The 21,226-nt window shown below is 58.0% G+C and carries 13 protein-coding genes; 6 read left to right on the top strand and 7 right to left on the bottom strand.

Annotated elements, in window-relative coordinates; genetic code table 11:
* Positions 1 to 45: 45 nt before the first annotated feature.
* From Q8K09_RS10295 to Q8K09_RS10320, 6 genes are all read right to left on the bottom strand, one after another.
* Positions 46 to 2,466 (bottom strand): ATP-binding protein, encoded by a 2,421-nt coding sequence (locus Q8K09_RS10295; protein WP_305254877.1) that lies wholly within the window; start codon positions 2,464 to 2,466, stop codon positions 46 to 48.
* A complete protein-coding gene (locus tag Q8K09_RS10300; protein WP_305254878.1) occupies positions 2,441 to 3,559 on the bottom strand; it encodes an ABC transporter substrate-binding protein in 1,119 nt (372 codons plus the stop codon). Before Q8K09_RS10300 ends, Q8K09_RS10295 begins: the two co-directional genes overlap by 26 nt.
* On the bottom strand, positions 3,549 to 4,661 hold the full coding sequence (locus tag Q8K09_RS10305) for an ABC transporter substrate-binding protein (protein ID WP_305254879.1): 1,113 nt from the start codon (positions 4,659 to 4,661) through the stop codon (positions 3,549 to 3,551). The genes Q8K09_RS10300 and Q8K09_RS10305 overlap by 11 nt, the downstream gene beginning before the upstream one ends.
* Before the next feature lie 3 nt (positions 4,662 to 4,664).
* Entirely contained in the window at positions 4,665 to 6,887 is a 2,223-nt protein-coding gene (locus tag Q8K09_RS10310; RefSeq protein WP_305254880.1) for an EAL domain-containing protein, read from the bottom strand.
* Between the two features lie 200 nt (positions 6,888 to 7,087).
* On the bottom strand, positions 7,088 to 7,516 hold the full coding sequence (gene mscL, locus Q8K09_RS10315; RefSeq protein ID WP_305255059.1) for a large-conductance mechanosensitive channel protein MscL: 429 nt from the start codon (positions 7,514 to 7,516) through the stop codon (positions 7,088 to 7,090).
* Between the two features lie 66 nt (positions 7,517 to 7,582).
* The gene (locus Q8K09_RS10320; protein ID WP_305254881.1) at positions 7,583 to 8,329 is read right to left on the bottom strand and encodes an EAL domain-containing protein; all 747 of its coding nucleotides are present in this window, start codon (positions 8,327 to 8,329) and stop codon (positions 7,583 to 7,585) included.
* Between the two features lie 140 nt (positions 8,330 to 8,469).
* Here Q8K09_RS10320 and Q8K09_RS10325 point away from each other — a divergent pair, with 140 nt between their 5' ends.
* From Q8K09_RS10325 to radA, 3 genes are all read left to right on the top strand, one after another.
* The gene (locus Q8K09_RS10325; RefSeq protein ID WP_305254882.1) at positions 8,470 to 8,718 is read left to right on the top strand and encodes a YdcH family protein; all 249 of its coding nucleotides are present in this window, start codon (positions 8,470 to 8,472) and stop codon (positions 8,716 to 8,718) included.
* 66 nt (positions 8,719 to 8,784) lie between these two features.
* Complete coding sequence (locus Q8K09_RS10330; protein ID WP_305254883.1) at positions 8,785 to 9,054, top strand: YdcH family protein; 270 nt, start codon at positions 8,785 to 8,787, stop codon at positions 9,052 to 9,054.
* Between the two features lie 133 nt (positions 9,055 to 9,187).
* Positions 9,188 to 10,552 (top strand): DNA repair protein RadA, encoded by a 1,365-nt coding sequence (gene radA / locus Q8K09_RS10335; RefSeq protein WP_305254884.1) that lies wholly within the window; start codon positions 9,188 to 9,190, stop codon positions 10,550 to 10,552.
* Between the two features lie 143 nt (positions 10,553 to 10,695).
* On the opposite strand, the gene Q8K09_RS10340 is transcribed toward radA, so the two are convergent.
* Positions 10,696 to 11,067, bottom strand: a complete 372-nt coding sequence (locus tag Q8K09_RS10340; protein WP_305254885.1) for a PilZ domain-containing protein — start codon at positions 11,065 to 11,067, stop codon at positions 10,696 to 10,698.
* A gap of 402 nt (positions 11,068 to 11,469) precedes the next feature.
* On the opposite strand from Q8K09_RS10340, the gene Q8K09_RS10345 reads away from it, so the two are divergent.
* The 3 genes from Q8K09_RS10345 (at position 11,470) to Q8K09_RS10355 (ending at position 21,068) form a co-directional block, all read left to right on the top strand.
* Positions 11,470 to 11,688 carry a hypothetical protein gene (locus Q8K09_RS10345; protein WP_305254886.1) on the top strand — a complete coding sequence of 73 codons (219 nt, stop codon included), beginning with the start codon at positions 11,470 to 11,472 and terminating at the stop codon, positions 11,686 to 11,688.
* Positions 11,689 to 12,135: 447 nt separating this feature from the next.
* Positions 12,136 to 13,200: a YadA-like family protein gene (locus Q8K09_RS10350; protein WP_305254887.1), complete on the top strand. Its 1,065-nt coding sequence runs from the start codon at positions 12,136 to 12,138 to the stop codon at positions 13,198 to 13,200.
* A 95-nt stretch (positions 13,201 to 13,295) separates the two neighbouring features.
* Positions 13,296 to 21,068, top strand: a complete 7,773-nt coding sequence (locus tag Q8K09_RS10355; protein WP_305254888.1) for a VCBS domain-containing protein — start codon at positions 13,296 to 13,298, stop codon at positions 21,066 to 21,068.
* Positions 21,069 to 21,226 lie beyond the last annotated feature (158 nt).

The following is a 21,226-nucleotide window of genomic DNA, read 5'->3' on the forward strand; positions in this document are numbered from 1 at the left end:
AGCAGTTCTCCAGTCCGTTGCCGGGCGCTGAGTGCAGCGCGCTGCTCAGTCTGATTGTTCAGCTGGTGCAGGTAGCGAAAGCGCTGTTGCTCGGGCTACCTGCTGTTCGCCCGAGGGCGCGCAGATGGGCAGGCGAATGGCGAAGCGCGCACCCCAGCCCAGTTGGCTGGCCACCTCCAGTTTGCCGCCGAGCACCCCGGTGACCAGGTTGTGCACGATATTCAGGCCTAGACCACTGCCGCCCTGGCCTAAGCGGGTGGTAAAGAAGGGATCGAAAATCTTCGGCAGGTGTTCCTCGGCAATCCCATGGCCGTTATCCGACAGCGCCAGCTCAATCCAGCCCGGCTCATAGGGGAAGGCATACAGGCCAATCTTGCCGTGATCCATGCCCTGCAGGCCATGGATCAGCGCGTTGTTGATCAGGTTAACCAGCACCTGGCCCAGGGCGCCGGGGTAGCTGTCCAGTTCGATGCTGTCGTCGATGTTGCTGTCGATGACAAAGGGCGTCTTTTTCAGCGTTGGGCCAAGGGTGATAAGGATTTCTTTGATTACTTCGCTCAGCTGGAAGCGCCGGCGCTGCGAGCCTGCCTGATCCACCGCCACTTGCTTGAAACTGGTGATTAACTCGCTGGCTCTGCGCAGGTTGCGCACCAGGATGTCGGTGGCGGTTTTGTTGTCCTCGATAAACTGCTCCAGGGTGGAGCGCTTCAGTGCTCCGGCGCTTATCGCTGCGGCGATCCCGCGGCTATGGTCTTCCAGGGTGCTGGCGGCCATCAGGCTGTTGCCCACCGGGGTGTTCAGCTCATGGGCGATGCCCGCGACCAGAGACCCGAGGGCCGCCAGTTTCTCGCTCTGTACCAGTTCGTTCTGAGCCATTTGCAGGGTATCCATGGCCTGGCTCAGCTCGGTATTGCTCTGGCTGAGTGCCTCGGTGCGCTCTGTCACGCGCTGCTCCAGGCAGGCATTGAGTTCACGGTAGGCTATTTCAGCTCTTTTCTGGTCAGTGACGTCGATATCCATGCAGACAAACATCTGCCGGCCATCGCTGCCAGGGATGGCGAAAGAAGTAGCGAGGATAAATAACTGACGCTGATCAGGCAGCAGCAAGTCGCTTAGGTAGGGGCCAATACTGGCTCCCTTGGCGGCCTCTTGCAGTATGGCCATGAACAGCTGTTGCTGTTCTGCGGTGTAAAACAGCTTGTCGAGGGTCTGACCCAAGGCCTGGTCGCGGCTTATGCCGTAGAGGGTTTCGCTGGCATGATTCCACAGTACAACCCGGCCTTCGGCATCGAACCACTGGATTGCCACGTTGGGCGTTTTCTCCAGGGTAGCAAGCAGTCGGTCCTCGCTTTCGTGCAGGCTTTGGGCGGTTGCCAGCAGCGCCTCCTCGCGCTCACGGATGGCGCCAACCATGCGCTTGAGGCTGGCGCTCAGGGTGTTGAGCTCGCTGATTGAGGTGGTATGCATCGGCAGGTCGTAACGGCCGTTGGCGATCTCCCGAACCTGGCGGCTGAATAATGAAATCTTGTTAGCCAGGCTCCAACTGGTCAGCGCGGCAATGGTCATGGCCAGGGCAAGCGTAGCTGCCAGGGTCAGGAACAGGCGTTGCCAGGTCGAACTCAGCAGGGCATAGGCCTGTTCGCTGGGCTGGGCAACCAGTACCTGCCACCCGGGGCCGCTCACGGTGCGGGCCAGACCGATCATCTCGCGGTTTTCGATCTGCAGGCGCTGGGCTTTTTGATTTGTACTCTGGAAGACGGGCAGGTGGCCCATGTTGAGTTGCTGGCTAACCTGATTGCTCTGAGAACTGGCGATCAGTTGGCGCTGACGGTCGACGATCAACACCTGCAGGGCGTCGTCCTGGCTTAACTGCCTGGCCAGTTCGGGCAGCGGGCTGATGGCGACTTCGCCGATCAGGATGCGCTGGCCGACCGGCCTGGCCAATGCTACTGCCAGGCGGGAACTGACAGTGGAAAGAAAACTGTTGGACCAGGCGCCGGCTTGATCAGCCTGGGCCTTGCGAACAAAGTCACGGGCAGAGACGTCCAAGCCATAGAGGTTTTGCCTCAGGTCGCGCTTGTCAGCCGGCATGCCGATGGCGCGGATACGCCCTTGCGCATCGCTCAGGTAAATGGCTTCGTAGAAATCCGAGGTATCGGCATAGGTGTCCAGCAGTGTCTGTATCTGCGCCTCGCTCAGGTCCGTCGTGCTGTCGAACAGGCTTGCCAGAGAACCCAGCTCGCGCTCGGCAATCGCAAAGTGGCGTTCCAGCTGGCGGGCAATGTTATCGGCAGCAAAGCCTTGGCGGTCGTCGATGTCCTCGAGCATTAGCGGCTCGTAATGCAATCGAAACAGCAGTGCGACAGCCAGAATCGGCAGCGCAGCCACAATGATAAAACGGCTGGCCAGGGTCAGCAGAAGGGGGCGTGCCCTGAGCAGATTACTCAGGGTCGATAAAGCGACCATGGCTGACCACTCTTAGATAGATACGGTTGCTGCTGTCACCGAACTCGTCGAAGACGATCGGTTGTTGCAGACCTTCGAAGCGACGGATGCGTAACAGGGTTTGTTTGAGGTGCTCATTGGGCTGGCGAGCAGCGATGGCCTGTAGCAAGACTTGAGTGGCGTTGTAGCCGGTGACGGCAGCGGTATCAACGTCCTGACTGAAGCGTGCCTGGTATTCACCGCGGAATGCTTTGAAGTACTGGCTTTCATCGTTCAGGTCGAATACCTGGGCGGTGATCAGGCCCTCAACCGCTTGGCCGCCCATTTCCAGCAGTGCGTCAGCAGCAGCCCAGGCTGGTGTAGCGAGCACGATGCCAGGTTGTTTTTGCCGCAGGTGTGAGGCGAGCATGGCCGTGTCGAGAGCGCTGCTGACGATCACCACGGCCGCTAAGCCTGGTACGAGGACGGAGTCGGCCAGCTCGGCATACTGCACTTCAGGGCTGCGTTGGAAGTTGACCTGTTTTACAACCTGCCCGCCAAGTGCTGCGAAATAAGCCGTGAAATCGGTCACCCACGGCGTGGTGAAGGTGGCGTTGCTTTGCTCAACCAGCAGTCCGACCTGTCTGATATCGAGGTGCTGGCGCAGATGTGTGGCAATGGCGCGGGCATCCGGGTTTTGGTGGCCGAGGGTGCGGAAGAACATGTCGTCCTTGCCTGCCAGCAGGGGCGATAGCGGCGTAATACCCATGAGCAGGATATTGGCCTCGGTGAACGGCTCGGCCAATGCTTCGGCAATCACACTGGTCATGGGGCCCAGTACGGCATCTACCTGATTGTCGATAAGCCGTTTAGCGGCCTGCCTGGCCCGCTGCGGATCAAAACCGTCGTCGTGCAGGAGCATTTCAATGGGGCGACCCAGGATGCCGCCACGGGTATTGTGCTGTTCGATGGCCAGTTGGACGCCATTGCGCCCGGCAATCCCCAGACTGGCGCTGGCGCCTGAGCTGTCCACGATGACGCCCAGGCGAACCGGTTTGATTGGGGCGCTTGGCTCGCCGCAGGCGACCAGCAGGCTGCCGATTATCAGGCTGGCGAGTGCGTACCTAATCTGCATGCTGATACTGGCCATTACGAATATAGGTAATGAACGTTGGGGTGATGGTGTCGCCGTAGGCGTCGAATTCGATAGCGCCCTGCACGCCAGCAAAGCGGCGCAGGCGTAGCAGGGTCTGTTTGAGTGTTTCGTCGGAGCGCTGCTCGGCCAGGCCTTGCAGCACCACGCCAGTGGCGTTGTAGGCGGTCATTGCCGGGAAGCCTGGGGCCTCGCCAAAGCGCTCGGCAAAGGCATCACGGAACGCGGTAAAGGTCGGCGAGTTGTCCTGTGTGTTGATGTACTGCGCGACGATTACGTTCTCGGCCGCATTGCCGCCCATTTCAATCAGTTTGCCACTGCCGGCCCACTCGGCCGCGGCAATGATGAGTTGTTCTTGCTGCTGGCGCAGTTGATTGATCAGCAGGGCGGCGTCCAGGGCGCTGGTGATCAGCAGCACGGCCTGGGGCTTCTGGCTCAGTGCCTGGCTGGCCACCTGGGCGTAGTCGAGTGCAGTGGACGACTCAATTGCAGTGGTCTGTACAATGCGTGCGCCCAGCGCCTCGAAGCGTGCGCTGAAGTGCCCTGCCCATGAGTCGGTGTAGGCCTTGTTGCGGTGATCGACAACCAGGCTGACACGCTCGATGTTGTGTTGTCGCCGCAGGTAGGTAGCCATTACGCGGGCGTGTTCATCATTGCTGCCAATGGTGCGGAAGAATTGGTCATCGCGACCGTTGAGCATGTCGGTACTGACCGGACCGCCCATCAATAACACCCCAGCCTCATTGGCTAGTGGGGCAATAGCCATGGCGACAGCGCTGGTCATCGGGCCGATCACGGCGTGAACCTGTTGCTCCAGCAGCTCCGTCAGCGCTTTTTTGCCCTGCTCCGGGTTCAGCTCATCGTCGCGAACGATAAGTTGCGCGGGACGGTCACCTTTCTGCGCGGCGGTATTGTGCTGCTCGACTGCCAGCTGGGCACCATTGCGTGCGGCAAGACCGAGGTCGGCGTTGGTCCCGGAGAGGCCTCCAATAAAACCAAGCCGAATCGGCTCGGGATCGCTACAGGCGCTGATCAGCAGCGTGAGCGCGAGGAGGGCAATACGGTGCAGCTGAGGGCTGGGCATGGCTTACTCGCTCTGGCGGGTTGCGATAAAGGTCAGGAGATCACCCAGCGGCAGCGGCTTGGCGAAGAGGTAGCCCTGGCCCTCGTGACAGCCCATCTGTTTGAGCAGTTCAGCCTGGCTTTGCTGCTCAATACCCTCGGCAATCACCTCAAGGTCGAGGATCTGGCCTAGCTGGATAATGGTTTCGACGATGCGCCGGCCGCCCTCGCTCTGTTCCAGTTGGCGAATAAAGCTGAGGTCGATTTTCAGACGATCCACGTTCAGGCGTTCCAGGTAACTGAGCGATGAAAACCCCGTACCGAAATCGTCCACGGCCAGGGTCAGGCCCAGTGCCTTGATTTGCTCGATCAGCACGGTCATCAGATCGGCTTCAAGCATGGCCATGGACTCGGTGATCTCAAGCTCAATCAGCTGCGGCTGTACGCTGCTTTCAGCCATAACACTGCTGAGCATGCCAATGAAGCCTGGATGCCGCAGTTGCGCAACCGAGACATTGATCGCCATGCGCAGCGGCCTCTCGCTGTCTCGGTTGATCGTGCCGAGGTCATGGCAGGCCACACGCAAGACCCACTCGCCCAAGGCCACGATCAGCCCGGAACTTTCGGCAAGGGGGATGAACTCGGCAGGGGAGATGAACCGGTTGTCTTCGGTGCGCCAGCGCAGCAGGGCCTCGACACCCACCAACTGGTTGTTCTGCAGATTGAATTGGGGCTGGTAGACCACGAACAGACGCTCGTGCTCAAAAGCCAGGCGCAGGTCTTGCAGCAGTTGTACCCGTGCTCGGGTTTCGAACTCCATTTCGCGGCTGAAGTGGCTGATGCTGCCGCGCTGGTGTTGTTTGCCGTGCTTGAGGGCGATGCTGGCCGCTTTCAGCGCGTCGCTGCCTTTGCCGTCCACGTGGCTCAAGCGGGCAAGGCCGATGGTGGCGGTGATGCGCTGGCTCAGGTCAGCAAACTGCAGAGGGTCCTGTAGCACCAACTGAAGGCGTTCAGGGCAAAGCGTGCTGTGTTCGGCAAGGATGCCGAAGACGTCGCCATCGACCCGTGCCAGCAAGCTGCTGCTCGGCAGTGAGGCCTGCAAGTGGGTGCTCATGGCTTGCAGCATCGCATCGCCAAGTTTGTGTCCCAGGGTGTCGTTGAACTCCGAAAAGCCATCGATATCGATCAGGGCCAGGGTGAGTTCGTCGGCGGCGCTACTCGCCAACGCGCGATCGAGGGCATGGATCAGCGCCAGGCGATTGGGAATATGCAGCAGCTGGTCGTTATAGGCATGATCCTTGAGTTGGCTGAGCAGCAGGACGTTGTCCAAGGTGATAACGATATTGCTGCAAAACACCTCAAGCAGTTGCTTATCCAGTTCATTCAGCGAGCGCTCGGTCTGCAGATAGGCAGCCATATGATTGTGCCCCTGACCTTGGAAGAACAGGGTAGTGCTGGTCTCGCCATGAAGGTTGCGTCGTTCGCTGAGCGCCTGCTTGAGTGCGCTGGCCACCTGCCGGTCGGGTAGCTCGCTCAATTGCTTGTCGATGCAGGCGGTCAGGTTGCCAGCGGCGGCGACGATCATCGCGCTAGCAGGCGAGAGCTCATGGTTATAGGCGCACACCACACCCTCTGGGGGCAGGCCCAGCAAGCCGCAAATCTGGGTGATGATGCCGGCGGCAAACTCGCTGACGCCCTGGCGAACGAGTAACTGGCTGCTGGCGTGGATGACCATGCTCAGGCCGCGCCGGCTGGCATTGATGGCGTGGATCTGGTCATACGAGCGAATCGCGGTTGTCAGCGAAGTGTACAGGCGGTTGCGGGTCAGTTCGGACTTGGTTTTATAGTCGTTGATGTCGTAATCGCGGATCGCTTCCAGTTCCGGGGCGTAGCCGGGTTGGCCCGTGCGCAGGATGATGCGCGTCTCGCTGTTGCCCAGCTCCTCGCGAATCTGCTTTACCAGATCCAGGCCGGCATGCTCGGATTCCATCACCACATCCAGCAAGATAACCGCCACTTGGGCGTTCTCACTCAGCAGTTCGATGGCCTGGCTGGCCGAGTAGGCGTGCAGGAACTCAAGCTGGCGATCAAGGATTTGGGTGTTAGCAAGGGCGAAGCAGGTGGACTGATGAACATCCTGATCGTCATCAACGATCAGCACTTGCCAGACTTGTCTGGATTTCTCCACCGGGGCATGGCCTGTTTCGGCGTCGAAGTTGAATAAATCGTCGTCGAAGATTTCGCTCATAAAGTCGGCCTTCAATGATGGAAAAATTCCAGCGTGCTAAAGGTCAATGCTCTGCGGGCCTTTGATCACGAACGGCGTGGGGGCTGGCCAAGCATTTGATCTTGCACGTCGCGGTATTCCTGGTGCGGCCGCTAGCTCCTGGCAGTCGGGTGACGAACTGACCGCGCCCGTTGGCAAGGGCGCGGTGATCGGCTAATGGGTTATTTCAGCGTCTTGTCAGGGGGCGTTTGCTGGCTTTTCAGCAGGTCGCGGATTTCGCTGAGCAGTTCCTGTTCTTTGGACGGGGCAGGTGGTGCGGCGGGTGCGGCTTCCTCCTCACGCTTGAGACGGTTGATCACCTTGACCCCCATAAAGATGGCAAAGGCCACAATCACAAAGTCAATTACGCTCTGGATAAACTTGCCGTAGGACAGGGTCACGGCAGCGATATCGCCTTGCGCAGCCTTAAGCACGATAGCCAGGTCGGAAAAGTCCACCCCGCCAATCAGTACGCCCAGCGGCGGCATGACCACATCGCCAACAAAGGATGAAACGATCTTGCCAAAGGCGGCACCGATGATGATGCCCACGGCCATGTCGACCACGTTGCCTTTGACTGCGAAGGCCTTGAATTCACTGACTATGCTCATGCTGCGTTCCTGGTAGGTGAGGTTGAACTGAGTGTAATCCAAGGCACGCCGCATGCCAGCGCTCTTTCAGGTCGGGTAGTGCACGTCGGGAAGCGACTCGAAACCTGGTTTGGCGAATAGATAGCCCTGAAACAACTCCACGCCCATGTCGCGCAGCGCATTGAGTTCGCCGGTGGTTTCGATACCTTCGGCGATCACCCGGATATTCAGCCGGCGACACATCTGCAGGGTGGTATCGACCAGAATCTGTCGCACGCTGTCCTGGTCGACGTTGCGGATCAGCGCCATGTCCAGTTTGATCAGGTCGGGCTGGAAGTCGGCCAGCAGATTGAGCCCGGCGTAACCCGCACCGAAGTCGTCGATAGCGGTCATGAAACCCTGCTTGCGGTAGGCCCGCAGGATGCCGGTGAGGTGGTCGATGTCCAGCACCTGCTCCTGCTCGGTGACCTCGAAGATGATCCGTTCGAGCGGGAAGTTATAGCGCTCAGCCGCCTCCAGGGTGGCGCGGATACAGGTTTCTGGGCGGTACACCGCGTTTGGCATGAAATTGATCGAGACCATCGCCGGTACGCTCAGCTTCGCCGCCCACTCCACGGCCTTGATGCGGCAGCTCTGGTCGAAGGCGTAGCGGTTCTCGGCATTGACCCGGGCCAACAGACTACCGGCAGACTCACCCGTAGTGCCTCGAACCAGGGCCTCATGGGCAAATATTTGTTGCTTGGCCAGGTCGAGGATTGGCTGGAAGGCCATGGTAATGGGGAATTCCAGTTTCTCCCCGTCTCGGCAGGCGGCACAGCCTGAAGACGTGTTCATGCGCAATATCTCGTGTAGGTCATGGCTGCTAGCTAAGCAAAAAATGCGGCGCGTGTCCTGCTTGTTCGCCAGTAGTCTAGGATTTTGGTGTGAGGCCTCGCGCCAAACCAGTCCGATACATATAGCAGGAGGGCGTCGTCATGGCATTGCAATATCATCCACTCAGTCGTGAGTTTCCGCAGTTTGAAACGCAAATGCGAGCCTTGTTGCAGGTCGATGGTCACTTTGCCAGATTGGCTGAGGAATATGACCAGTTGGACAGGCGCATCTATGAAGCAATGGATGGCCGGCTGGCAATGGATGAATTGCAGCTGCAGGGCCTGAAGATGCAGCGAGTCATCCTCAAGGACGAAATCGAGACGCTCCTGCGTAAGGGCGCTGCGGGTTGATCCGGGTCAAGAGGTGAACCGGTGCAGGGGCATATGCTGGCTCCAGTCATTCCTAGGAGTAACAGCATGCATATCGAACATCATCCCTTGATTCATGATTTCCCCGAGCAGCGTGCCGAGATGCATGATTTGCGCCAGGCTGATCCGAGTTTTGCCCGTTTGGCCGAAGAATACGAAGCGCTGGACAAGCGAATTTGCCGCGTCGAAGACGGTGTTGAATTGCTCGCCGACGACGCCTTGACGCTACTCAAGCGCGAGCGCGTAGACCTCAAGGACCAGGTTGCCAAGCGCCTGGCGCCGGCTGCGGCTCAATGCTGCGGTAGCTGCAAGGGCTGAGGCGTGGTGACACAAGACTTGCAGCCACTGCGACCGTCGTCGGGTGGTTGCTACGACTTGCGAGCTGACTGCACTCCCGATTGCAGGCTGGTAAGGGCTATGATGCGGGCTTTCGTTTGAGGGAGTCCGCTTCATGGCCAAGGCCAAACGCATGTACGGCTGCACCGAGTGTGGCGCCACCTTCCCCAAGTGGGCCGGGCAATGCGGCGAGTGCGGCACCTGGAACACCCTGACCGAAACCATGATCGAGGCCCATGCAGTCGCGCCCAGCGGGCGTAGCGGCTGGACCGGCCAGCAGACCCAGCTGAAAACCCTGGCAGAAGTCAGTGTCGAGGAAATGCCCCGCTTCTCCACCGCCTCCGGTGAACTGGACCGGGTGCTCGGTGGCGGCCTGGTAGATGGCTCAGTGGTACTGATCGGTGGCGATCCGGGGATCGGCAAGTCGACGATCCTGCTGCAGACTTTGTGCAACATCGCCCAGCGCTATCCCGCGCTCTATGTCACTGGTGAGGAATCTCAGCAGCAGGTCGCCATGCGCGCCCGCCGCCTGGGCCTGCCGGAAGACAAGCTCAAGGTCATGACCGAGACCTGTATCGAAAGCATCATCGCCACCGCACGCTTGGAAAAACCCAAGGTCATGGTGATCGACTCGATCCAGACCATATTCACCGAGCAACTGCAGTCGGCTCCCGGCGGCGTGTCCCAGGTGCGCGAGAGCGCGGCCCTGCTGGTGCGTTACGCCAAGCAGAGCGGCACGGCAATCTTCCTGGTTGGCCATGTCACCAAGGATGGCTCGCTGGCCGGCCCGCGGGTGCTTGAGCATATGGTCGATACCGTGCTGTATTTCGAGGGTGAGTCTGACGGTCGCCTGCGCCTGCTGCGGGCGGTGAAGAACCGCTTTGGCGCGATCAACGAGCTGGGTGTGTTCGGCATGACCGACAAGGGCCTCAAGGAGGTCACCAACCCGTCGGCGATCTTCCTCACCCGCGCCCAGGAAGAAGTGCCGGGCAGTGTGGTGATGGCAACGTGGGAAGGCACGCGGCCGATGCTGGTAGAGGTGCAGGCGCTGGTCGACACCAGCCATATGGCCAACCCGCGGCGCGTTACCCTGGGGCTGGATCAGAACCGCCTGGCCATGTTGCTCGCCGTGCTGCACCGTCACGGCGGTATCCCCACCCACGACCAGGACGTATTCCTCAATGTGGTCGGCGGGGTCAAGGTACTGGAAACCGCCTCCGACCTGGCGCTGATGGCGGCAGTGATCTCCAGTCTGCGCAACAAGCCGCTGGCCCATGATTTGCTGGTGTTCGGCGAGGTTGGCCTGTCAGGCGAGGTGCGTCCGGTGCCGAGCGGTCAGGAACGCCTGAAAGAAGCCGCCAAGCACGGCTTCAAGCGCGCCATCGTACCCAAGGGCAACGCCCCCAAAGAGGCGCCGCCAGGCTTGCAGGTGATCGCGGTAACCCGCCTGGAACAGGCGCTGGATGCATTGTTCGACTGAAGCCGCCGGCCCATCTTTGACGGAGCGCTGTCGCGCAGCAGGCTGTAGGAGCCAGCTTGCTGGCGATCTTTGTCGGTCGAAAGCATCGCCGGGACGCCGGACCGCAGCAACAACCCGGTGCGCCCTGGTTCCTGCGGGAGCAGTCAGTCCCCGTCGCCCAGCGCTGCCAATTCGCGCTCCAGCAGGGTCTCATCGCCGAGGTTGAGTTCCACCAGACGGCGTAGGTGGCTGATCGAGTCGAGATCAATGTGCCGGCAGACGAAGCCGAGCAGCTCGTCATGGGTGCGGGTCAGCACCACTTCCATCTGCACGCTGGCGTCTTCGGCTAGCTGGATGCTCACGCTGAAGGGGTGATTGGTGTCGCCATTCCACTGCTGCGGACGTTTGATCAGCAGCCCCTTGAGCGATACGTCATGCAGCTCCGCAGTCCAATGCCGTTCACCCTGAACGATTTCAGTGGGCGCATCGAAAGCGAAACGCTGAAAGCGCCTGCGCTCGTTGGTCGTGTCGCTCATGCAAAAAACTCCTGCGCGGTTTTACTCACTATAGACAAGGCGCATTGCGCTGGCTTGCTTTTGCGTGGCCGGGATGCACTTGGGTGGTAAGGCTACAGGTATATCCTGGGCGCAACGCTGCGATTTTAACCGCGAGGCGCAGCCTGTCGAGCCATCCGTGGCTAAACGTATGCAATAAGCGCCGGCGGCTTTAGGGCTGCATTGCATCATGCGATTGTTCACGCATGCTGCTGCCAATGCGAGCTTGTTGCAGATGCGATCTCTTCAGTGGTGGGTGCCGCCGGCATCGGGTAGGCTTCACCCTCTTAATGCGTAAACGCGGGCGGCTGAAACAACAGGTCCACCAGCTGCAGCCAAGGGGTTGCAGTCGCGCATTTTGAGTCAATCTGGTTTGGGGGCCACATGTCATCAGGAAGAAAGGCAACAGAGCTGGATGCTTACCTTGAGCAAATGATGGAGGTCGAAATAGTCGACTGTCAGCGCAAATACCATGCGCTGCGTACCCGTATTGATCAGCTGATAGAGCAAGAGGGCTGGTCCATCACCGGACGCGAGCCTGTTCGGTTGGAGCGCGGTGCTCGCGTCCTGATCGTGAAAAATGGCAGCCTCATCGACAGCTGATTATCCTTGCTGTCAGTTGCATGCGTGTGACACCCATTCTGTTGGGTTGTCACTGTACACCTGAGTAGAGCGCCGCCCGGGCCGCTCATTCATCCTCGCTACCACTGCCGAATGTGGGGCATCACACCCTTGAGTACAGCGCACTCGCCGAAGGCAGTGCGCCGTAGGTTTGCCTGCGCGGGGACAAAATCTGGCGTGGCTGCCTTCCTTGGCCCATCGCTTAAACCCCACCAAAACCCTCTCCCGTGACGTCGCAGTAGGCTGAGGCGCGCCGTCGTCCAGTTCATCCTCTTATGCCGGCGGCCAGCAGCCAGTCGGCGCATGGCCAAGCCGGATGTGCCACCTGCAGTGATACCCCTAAGCTGTTGATTTGACGTCACTATGACAGCGCATAGCCATCGTTATGATGTCAAAATCAACCCTTGGTGATGCTTTTTAGGTGTCATCATGATGCCTCAAAGCCATTGCTTTAATGGCGCAGAGCTGGAATATTACCGGCCACTGAAAGTACTAACCCATCACAAAGTTAAGGAAAAAACCATGCTGAAGTCCGCTGGCACTAGCAATCTGGAATGCACCCAACACGCGGTACCGGGCCGCAAATCGCTGCTGGCCTGCGCGCTGCTGGCGATGCTGGCGGGTAATCAGGCGATGGCTGATGTGATCATCGAAGGAGAAGCTCCATACGTAGGTGCTACTTCCATCACAGTTGATGATGTTGATGGGAATCAAACTTCTATCAATGCAGGTGGGATTGATATCATTGATGAGAATAATAATTTCATTAGTATCACTCCGGGTAGCGGTATTCTTGTTTTTGGTTCTGCGGGTGACACGTTTATTACGTCAGATGGTAGTCAGCTCAATGGTGATTTGGTGGTGCAAGGTGATGTGAGTGTTGAGGCAGTTAATAGCACAACAATAAATAACTCAGGTGCCATAAGCTCTGACACAGTTACTGCCACTACCGTAAACGGCACTACAGTAAACGGCACTACAGTTAACAGTACAACTATCGCCAATACTGGAGCTATCACTACAAACACGCTTCAGGCCGATACTGTAAGCGCAACCACCATTACTGGTGGCACCATAACCGGTTCGCTGAATGCGGCCGGTACAGTCGTTTCCAATGTGGGCGATGGCGTAGCAGAAACCGATGGCGTCAACGTTCGTCAACTGAATTCCATGCAGGGCGCATCTAGCGCTGCGCTGAATAACTTCGCGAATGAAGTAGACTCCCGATTCAACGCTGTAGACCGCCGCATCGACAAAGTTGAAGAAGTTGCCTATGCCGGTATCGCATCCGTAGCCGCACTCGCGGCCATTCCTTCGCCTGCTAATGGCAAGCGCTTCAGCGTAGGTGCCGGCCTGGGTAACTACAGCAGCGAAAGCGCCATAGCCGTTGGCTTCCGTGCAGCCATCACCGAGTCCACCTCTGTGACTGCGGGCGTCAGCCGCAATACCGCCTCGAAAACAGCTGCCAACCTTGGTGTTGGTTATAGCTGGTAACAGCTGATTGCTGGGGGCGACGTTTTCTACGTCGCCCTTTTACTTATTTTTCAGATTAACGATAGCCCCACTTGATTGGGGCATTGGAGTAAAACATGGCTGTTACACTCACTACGATGAAATCGCTGGTTGGCGGCATCGAAGACCAGTACTACGCAATTACTTATGCTCGCTTGCTAATGAACGGCAACGAGTCGAGCACTACAGATGGATTTTTGGTTGAGCCAGGTACATCAGGCTCCCTGTCCTATTTCAATGCTGCCGGCGAGCGTGTTGTCATTGATTTCACGGGTAATCCTGAAGTTGTGCTGCGTCTTAACGGCCTTTATATCAACAACGTAAAGGTTAGCGGTAGCGACTCTAAGTTGTACTGGCTCAATGACGAAGGCTTTCAAGGTGGTAACGTTACAGCCCTGAATCTTAGTGCGGTCAATACGCTCGACCGTACTTGGGGTAATGGCACGCTGGGTGGTATCGAAATCAGCGATGCCCCCGTTGCCACATCGCTTTTTGTGGCGGGTGTCAATGATGCCCCGACTACCGCTCCTGTGGTACTCGCAGAAATCGCAGAAGACAGCGGTGCCCGCCTCATCACTTCACTTGAGCTGCTGGCTGCAGCGGAAGATGTGGATGGCGATGAGTTAACTGTTAGCAATCTGCAAATCAGCTCCGGTGGTGGTCAACTAGTCAATAATCTCGATGGTACCTGGAGCTACACCCCGGCAGCTGATGACGATACCGGCGTGTCCTTCACCTACACCATCAGCGATGGCACCGTCACCGTTCAAGGCTCTGCCACGCTGGACATCACCCCTGTGTCAGAGGGCGGAGAGAACATCCCTGCTGTAATCTCCGGCGACGTGAGCAAGTCGGAAGCCGAAACTGATGCAGCACTGACCATCACTGGCACGCTGACCAGCACTGACGACGACAACGTGGACAACAGCTTCGTCGCGCAAACCGACGTAGTGGGCACCCGCGGCACCTTCAGTATCACCGAAGCGGGCGCATGGACCTTCGTTGCCAACAGCGCCTTCAATGAGCTGAACGTTGGCGAGCAGGTTCAAGAAATCTTCAACGTCACCAGCATCGACGGCACCCCGGCCACTGTCACCGTGACCATCACCGGCACCAACGATGCTGCCGAGATCAGCGGCACCGCTACGGGTATGGTTGATGAAGACAGCGACATCATCACCGCCAGCGGCACCCTGACCGCAGAAGATGTAGACAACGTCGACGATGCCTTCCAAGCCAACACCGGTACTGGTACCAACAGCTACGGCACCTTCGCCGTTACCGCTGGCGGCGTGTGGACCTACACCCTGGACAACAGCAACGCGACCGTTGATGCCCTCAACGACGCCGACAGCCTGACCGACACCTTCACCGTTCTTTCTGCCGATGGCACCGCTCAGGTCGTGACCGTGACCATCACCGGTACCAATGACCTGCCTGAAATCAGCTTTGCTGAAGGCAACGATGCCGGTGCTGTGACAGAAGACACGGCCCTGAGCATCAGCGGTCTTCTGACTGCGAGTGATGTCGATACAGATGCCGAGCTGACCTGGAGCATCGCTGGCGAAGAAGAAGGTGTTGCCATCGGCACCTACGGTTCGCTGACTCAGGTTAACGGTGCTTGGCTCTACACCCTGAACAACGCCGCCGAGAACGTGCAGGCGCTGGCACAAGGTCAATCCGAGACTGATAGCTTCACCGTCATCGTTACCGATGAGCATGGTGCTGCTGATAGCCAAACTGTCACCATCACCATCACCGGCACCGACGACTTACCTGAGCTCACTGGTGACATTACCGGCGCTGTTACTGAAGATATCAACGACGATGAAGGCAGCCTGTTTGCTACCGGCCGTCTGACCATCACCGATGTCGACAACGATGTTGCCGAATACGACTTTGATGAAGTTGTTACTGCTAGTAATGGCGCGCTGGGTAGTCTGACTATCGATGCTCAGGGTCGCTGGATCTACAGCGTTGCCAATGAACTGCTGCAGTACCTGAAGCAAGACCAGGAGAAGGTTGAAACCTTCACCGTTACCGCTAGCGGTGGGTTCTCGCAGGTTATTACCATTACTATTACCGGCACCAATGACGTGCCAAATATTACTGGCAGCATCACTGGTGCAGTACAAGAAGACACCAACATAGCCTTCGGCACGCTGTTAACTACTACCGGTCTGCTGAACATTACTGATGCGGATGCGGGCGAGGCGTTCTTCCAGACAGCCGTAACCCCGGCTATTGGTGTGCTGGGCAACCTGGCGATCACCAATCAGGGTGCCTGGAGCTACAGCGTATCCAACAGCCTGGTGCAGGACCTCAACCTGAACGAAGCGCGTGACGAGCAGTTCACGGTTCTTTCGCTGGACGGTACGCCTACAGTCATCACTGTCACCATTACCGGCACCAATGATGTACCCGTGATCAGCTTTGTTGCTGGCAACGCTGCCGGTGCCGTGACAGAAGACACCACCCAGACCGTCAGCGGCGTGCTGACTGCAACCGATGCCGATACCACTGCAGTGCTGACCTGGAGCATCCTCGAAGGAGAAGGCATCTACGGCTCTTTGGTACTTGATGGCAACAGCGGCAACTGGACCTACACCCTAGCAAACGGCACCAATGGTGCTGATAACGCTGTACAAGTCCTCAAGCAAGGTGAAGTCAAAACTGAGACGTTCACCGTTCGTGTGATGGACGAAAACGAAACGTTCGATACCCAGACAATTACCATCACGCTGACCGGCACCAACGACGCACCAGTTATTGCAGCGGGTGGCGACACGGGCAGCATCAGCGAAGATGCTGAAGTGTTGACCGTAACCGGCACCCTGACTGCGACCGATATCGATAATGGCGCAGTACTGACCTGGAGCATTGAGGACGCAGTATCAGGTATTGCCGCCGGTACCTACGGCTCGCTGACTCACGTTGACGGCGATTGGACCTATACCCTAAACAACGCTGCCGATAACGTGCAGGCGCTTAACCAAGGTCAACAAGTCACCGATAGCTTCACTGTCATCGTCACCGATGAGCATGGCGCTACTTACGAGAAAGTTGTCACCGTCACCATCACCGGTACCAACGATGCACCTGTTATCGCTGAAGGCGGTGCCACAGGCAGCATCAGCGAAGACGCTAATGAGCTGACTGTAACTGGCACCCTGATTGCGAGTGATGTCGACAGCTGGGCCTGGCCGCCGACCTGGAGCATCCAGGGCGAAGTATCAGGTGTCGCCACCGGCACCTACGGTTCACTGACTCAGGTTAATGGCACTTGGACTTACACCCTGAATAACGCCGGCGCGAATGTGCAGGCGCTGGCAGAAGGCCAACCAGTCACCGACACCTTCACCGTCATCGTCAGCGATGGGCTTGGCGGTACTGACACCCAAACCGTCGAAGTCACCATCACCGGCACCAACGACGCGCCAGTCATCAACGTAATTACGCCGGTTACTTTGAATGAGCAGAGCAACACCGCTGCTCTGACTTCCACGATCAACGTTACTTTCACTGACATAGACCTGACCGACACTGGCCATAGCGCCAGCATCGCGACGGCCTCGGCCAGCGGCGTGACTCATCCGAGCCTGACCGAAGAAGCACTCAAGACGCTGATCAGCGTGGGTGAAGTGAACAAGCAAAGCGGCAGCGCTGAAGGCAGCCTGTCGCTGAACTTCTCGGCTGCTTCGGGCGTGTTCGACTACCTGTCTGTTGGCGAAGTTGTCACCCTCAGCTATAGCGTTGCAGTGGACGATGGCGACACAGGTACGGATACCCAGACCTTCAGCATCACCATCACCGGCACCAACGACAACCCAGTGGTACTTGAGAGCAGTGTCGTTACTCGTACTGTTACTGAGCGCGACGACGGTGCGATTAACGAAAACTCCGGCAACCTGACCGTCAGCGGCAGCATCAACTTTGCCGACGTTGACCTGAGTGACATCCTGCACGGCGCTGAAATCACCGTTGCACCGATAGGCGACGAAGTGCTCGGCACCTTGTTCCTCAATGGCGGCGTGGATGAAGCGGCGGTTAATCAGGCTGCCGACAGCATCGCCTGGACCTACTCGGTCAACGCTGGCCAGCTCGACAAGCTGAAAGCGGGCGAAACCCTTACCCAAGAGTACGTTGTGCGTATCTCTGATGTGCATGGTGGTTTTGTTGATCAAACCGTCACCATCACCATCGTGGGCACCAACGATGCGCCAATCGTCACCCTGAACAGCAGCAGCGCTGTACTCACGGAAGATACGAGTGCTGTGCCCGTTGATAGCATGTTGACGCTTAGCGCAAGCGGCACGCTGAGCTACTCCGATGTTGACCTTGGCATCACCGACGGCGTGAGCCCTGCCGTGGCGGACAGCCACACCATCGCAGACAGCCTGCAAACTGCAGTCTGGGCGGGTGGCGAATCCACTACGCTGAGCCAACCTCAATTCGACGCGCTGGCAGAGGCTTTCACTACCTCAATCAACACGGTCAGCAAGACCGGCACTTGGAGCTTTGCTCTTGCCAACTCGGCAGTACAGTTCCTCGGTGAGGGTGAGACCCTGACCCTGACCTACAGCGTCGCAGTCACTGACAGCTCGGGCGCTCTCAACAACACCGATAGCGAAACCGTCACCATCACCCTGGCGGGCACCAACGATGCGCCGGTTATTGATGTTGAGAACAGCGATCTTAGCGTCGGCCTGATTGAAGATTCTGTTGCTGATGAAGACGATCTGGAAACTCAGGGTGTTGATGAATCAACCCATCTGGTTGCCACGGGTGCAGTGGTATTCAGTGATCTGGATATCAACGATGAGCACGTAGTTACATTGGTTCTGCAGCAGAATGGCATCGTTTATAGCGGTGCCGATCATGAGAGCCTCGAAAACTTCGACGGTTCGCTTGATATCCAACAGGCGCTTCTTGAGGGTATTACTGCTGGTGCTGACTCGAGCGGCTGGAACTTCGCCATCGCCAACTCGGCCGTGCAGTTCCTGGGTGCTGGCGAGACCCTGACCCTGACCTTCGATCTGAGCGTGACGGATAATTCCGGCGTGCTGCTGAGCAACGTAGCCACTGAAACCGTCACCATCGTCATCACTGGCACCAACGATGCTCCGGTCATCGAGGCGGAAACCGTTCTTACCGCCAGCCTGACTGAAGATGCTGTTGCGGCTGACGATGTGGAAACGCCTGTTAATGAATTAACCCACCTGGTTGCCACGGGTGACGTGGTGTTCAGCGATCTGGATATCACCGATGGCCACGAAGTCGCCTTGGTGCTGGAAGGGGAAGGGGTTGGCATCGTTTACAGCGGTGGTGGGTTGGATACCGACGCTCTCGCTGCAATTAACGGTGCCATTACTGCCAGCGCCGGATTGAACAGCTGGAACTTCGCCATCGCCAACTCGGCCGTGCAGTTCCTCGGTGCTGGCGAGACCCTGACCCTGACCTACGCGCTGAGTGTGACGGATGATTCCGGCGCGGAGAACAACGCAGCCACTAAAACCATCACCATCACCATCACCGGCACCAATGATCAGCCGAGCTTGCTGGTAGGTCCCGCCGATCAGTCGTTGACTGAGGATGCAGCTGTTGTTGAGGGTGTGTTGAGTGCCTTTGGCGCCCTGACTGTTACTGATGCCGACATCACCGACACCCACACAATCGAGTTTGCCTTGGCAAGCGCTACCGTGGAAGGCGATGCCCTAACGGTTGAAGCACTCGCGGCCATCGATACGGCCATCAGCACTGAGGCTTTCGATGGCGAAGGCTTGGAATGGCGAGTTGACATTCTCAACTCGGCCGTGCAGTTCCTCGCTGCCGGTGAAGAACTGGTACTGACCTTCAACGTCACTGCGGTTGATGGTTCCGAAACTGACAATGCCACCAGCGCAGTGCAGACCATCACCATTACCGTCATCGGTACTAATGATGGACCGACCATTGTGGAGGGCAACACCGACGCCAGCGCTGCGGTAACCGAGCGACTGGACGGCAGCGATGATGAGAACGACGGCGATCTGACCGACACCGGCACCATCAGCTTTGCAGACGTGGACCTGAGCGATAGCCACACTGCAACTGTTGGGCTTGTCGTCCTTGATGGCGAAGACCACGTGATTGACACCCCGCTCGGCGAGCTGGCCGTGGGTGCTGTTAACCAGGAAACCAACAGTGTCGACTGGACCTTCACCTTGGCGGCGGGCGTCATTGACGGCATGGCCGAAGGCGAGACCCTGACCCAGGTCTACACCGTGACCATCGACGATGGCCAGCTGGGTAGCGTGACACAGGACATCACCGTCACCATCACCGGTACCAACGATGCACCGACCATTGTGGGCATTGAAACGAATGCTGCAGGCTCAGTTACCGAGAGGGCAGACGGTGCCATCGATGAGAACGACGGCAACCTCACTGACACGGGCGTGATCACCTTTGCTGACGTTGATTTGACTGACACACACAGCGCCAGCATCACCGCGACTGTTGCCACAGATGGCGCCAACAACAGCGTACCGGCACGAGGCACTCTGACCCTGGGTGCAGTGGACCAGGTTACTAATACGCTGACCTGGACCTACACTGTTGCAGCTGGCGTCCTGGATAACCTGGGCGAAGGTGAAACATTGACTCAGGTGTATACCGTTACCATCGATGACGGCAACACCGGCGGCACCGTCACTCAGGATGTCACCATCACCCTGACCGGCACCAACGATGCGCCGACTATCACGGCAGCTTCGGCAGAGATTGACAATATAGAGTATGAAAACACCATCCTTGTACAAGCCGATATGGACGGTACGGTTACGGCATTCAGCCTGGGTGGCAACGTAGTCATCGGCGACGTCGATGCCAGCGACGTGTTGACTGTCAAGCTGAGTGCCATCATGGGCACGCTGAGCGGAGGAGTTAGCGAACTGCAGTTATTCGGTACTGTTGAGGATATCAATACGGCCATCGCTAACCTGATGTTCACTCCGGACAGTGAGTTGGGTGCGGGGGCTGCCTTGCTTGTCGAGGTGACCGATGCCTTCGGTGCAACTGATGCTGCTTTCGTTGAGGTAGCAGTCAAAGACTGGATGAGTGAGGAGTACATCACGCCTCTAACAGCGTATGTTAATTTCACCGCGGCCGATGAGAATGAGCAGGATCTGTTCTTGTTTGGTTATCAGGCTGAGACCATCGTCACTATTGGTGGTGTAGGCGTATCGGCCTCCAAGACAACCGTAGAAGTAGACCCATCTGGTACAGTTATCAGCGGCGAGTTTACCGGCTCGCTTACCTTGTTAGGCTATAGCGCCGACCTCGACGGCAACTCGATCCTGTTCGCCGACGGCTCTGTGCTCAAGACCACCAGCGTCAAGGCGACGCTAGTAGGCAGTGCAGTTGAAGGCGGCGACTACCTCAAGGGCAGCGAGTCCAACGACGTGCTGCGCGGCATGGCCGGTAACGACAAGCTGGAAGGCGGTGGCGGTAACGACACCATCTACGGCGGTATGGGTGCCGACATCATCTACGGTGGTGCGGGCAACGACATCCTCTATGCGGGTGATACCACTGCAAACGATAACGCTGCCGACCTGTTCGTCTATGACCTAGTTGGTGGGTATCAGGGTACTGACCTGATCATCGGCTTCGCCAATGGCCAGGATAAGATCGGCTTCGACGGTGCGAGCATGGCCAACGTAGTCATTGCGGCCAGCGTCGGTTCGATCGCGGTGGTCAAGCTGTACGCTGATGTTCAACATACCGAGGAGCTTGCCACCATCAAGCTGTTGGGTATGGCCGGCAATGTCGGCATTGAAGACTTCAATTTTGGTTCTGTGCCCGTCTAACCCCTAGCATTACGCAGTAACCAGGCCCGGCAGATACCCTCTGCCGGGTTTTTCTATTTTCGGGTTGGCCAAAGCCTGGTGTACAGGTATGACCTGGCACTTGGGTGGTGGTTAAACACGGCGGCCAGAAGGCGGCCGATCAGACGAGCCAACCAGAC

Origin of the sequence: Pseudomonas sp. (genome assembly GCF_030683065.1) — a bacterium.
Classification (GTDB): domain Bacteria; phylum Pseudomonadota; class Gammaproteobacteria; order Pseudomonadales; family Pseudomonadaceae; genus Aquipseudomonas.

Coding starts and splice junctions, on each gene's coding strand:
- Q8K09_RS10295 (WP_305254877.1), bottom strand. CDS start 2,466: ATGGTCGCTTTATCGACCCTGAGTAATCTGCTCAGGGCACGCCCCCTT.
- Q8K09_RS10300 (WP_305254878.1), bottom strand. CDS start 3,559: ATGCAGATTAGGTACGCACTCGCCAGCCTGATAATCGGCAGCCTGCTG.
- Q8K09_RS10305 (WP_305254879.1), bottom strand. CDS start 4,661: ATGCCCAGCCCTCAGCTGCACCGTATTGCCCTCCTCGCGCTCACGCTG.
- Q8K09_RS10310 (WP_305254880.1), bottom strand. CDS start 6,887: ATGAGCGAAATCTTCGACGACGATTTATTCAACTTCGACGCCGAAACA.
- mscL (WP_305255059.1), bottom strand. CDS start 7,516: ATGAGCATAGTCAGTGAATTCAAGGCCTTCGCAGTCAAAGGCAACGTG.
- Q8K09_RS10320 (WP_305254881.1), bottom strand. CDS start 8,329: ATGAACACGTCTTCAGGCTGTGCCGCCTGCCGAGACGGGGAGAAACTG.
- Q8K09_RS10325 (WP_305254882.1), top strand. CDS start 8,470: ATGGCATTGCAATATCATCCACTCAGTCGTGAGTTTCCGCAGTTTGAA.
- Q8K09_RS10330 (WP_305254883.1), top strand. CDS start 8,785: ATGCATATCGAACATCATCCCTTGATTCATGATTTCCCCGAGCAGCGT.
- radA (WP_305254884.1), top strand. CDS start 9,188: ATGGCCAAGGCCAAACGCATGTACGGCTGCACCGAGTGTGGCGCCACC.
- Q8K09_RS10340 (WP_305254885.1), bottom strand. CDS start 11,067: ATGAGCGACACGACCAACGAGCGCAGGCGCTTTCAGCGTTTCGCTTTC.
- Q8K09_RS10345 (WP_305254886.1), top strand. CDS start 11,470: ATGTCATCAGGAAGAAAGGCAACAGAGCTGGATGCTTACCTTGAGCAA.
- Q8K09_RS10350 (WP_305254887.1), top strand. CDS start 12,136: ATGATGCCTCAAAGCCATTGCTTTAATGGCGCAGAGCTGGAATATTAC.
- Q8K09_RS10355 (WP_305254888.1), top strand. CDS start 13,296: ATGGCTGTTACACTCACTACGATGAAATCGCTGGTTGGCGGCATCGAA.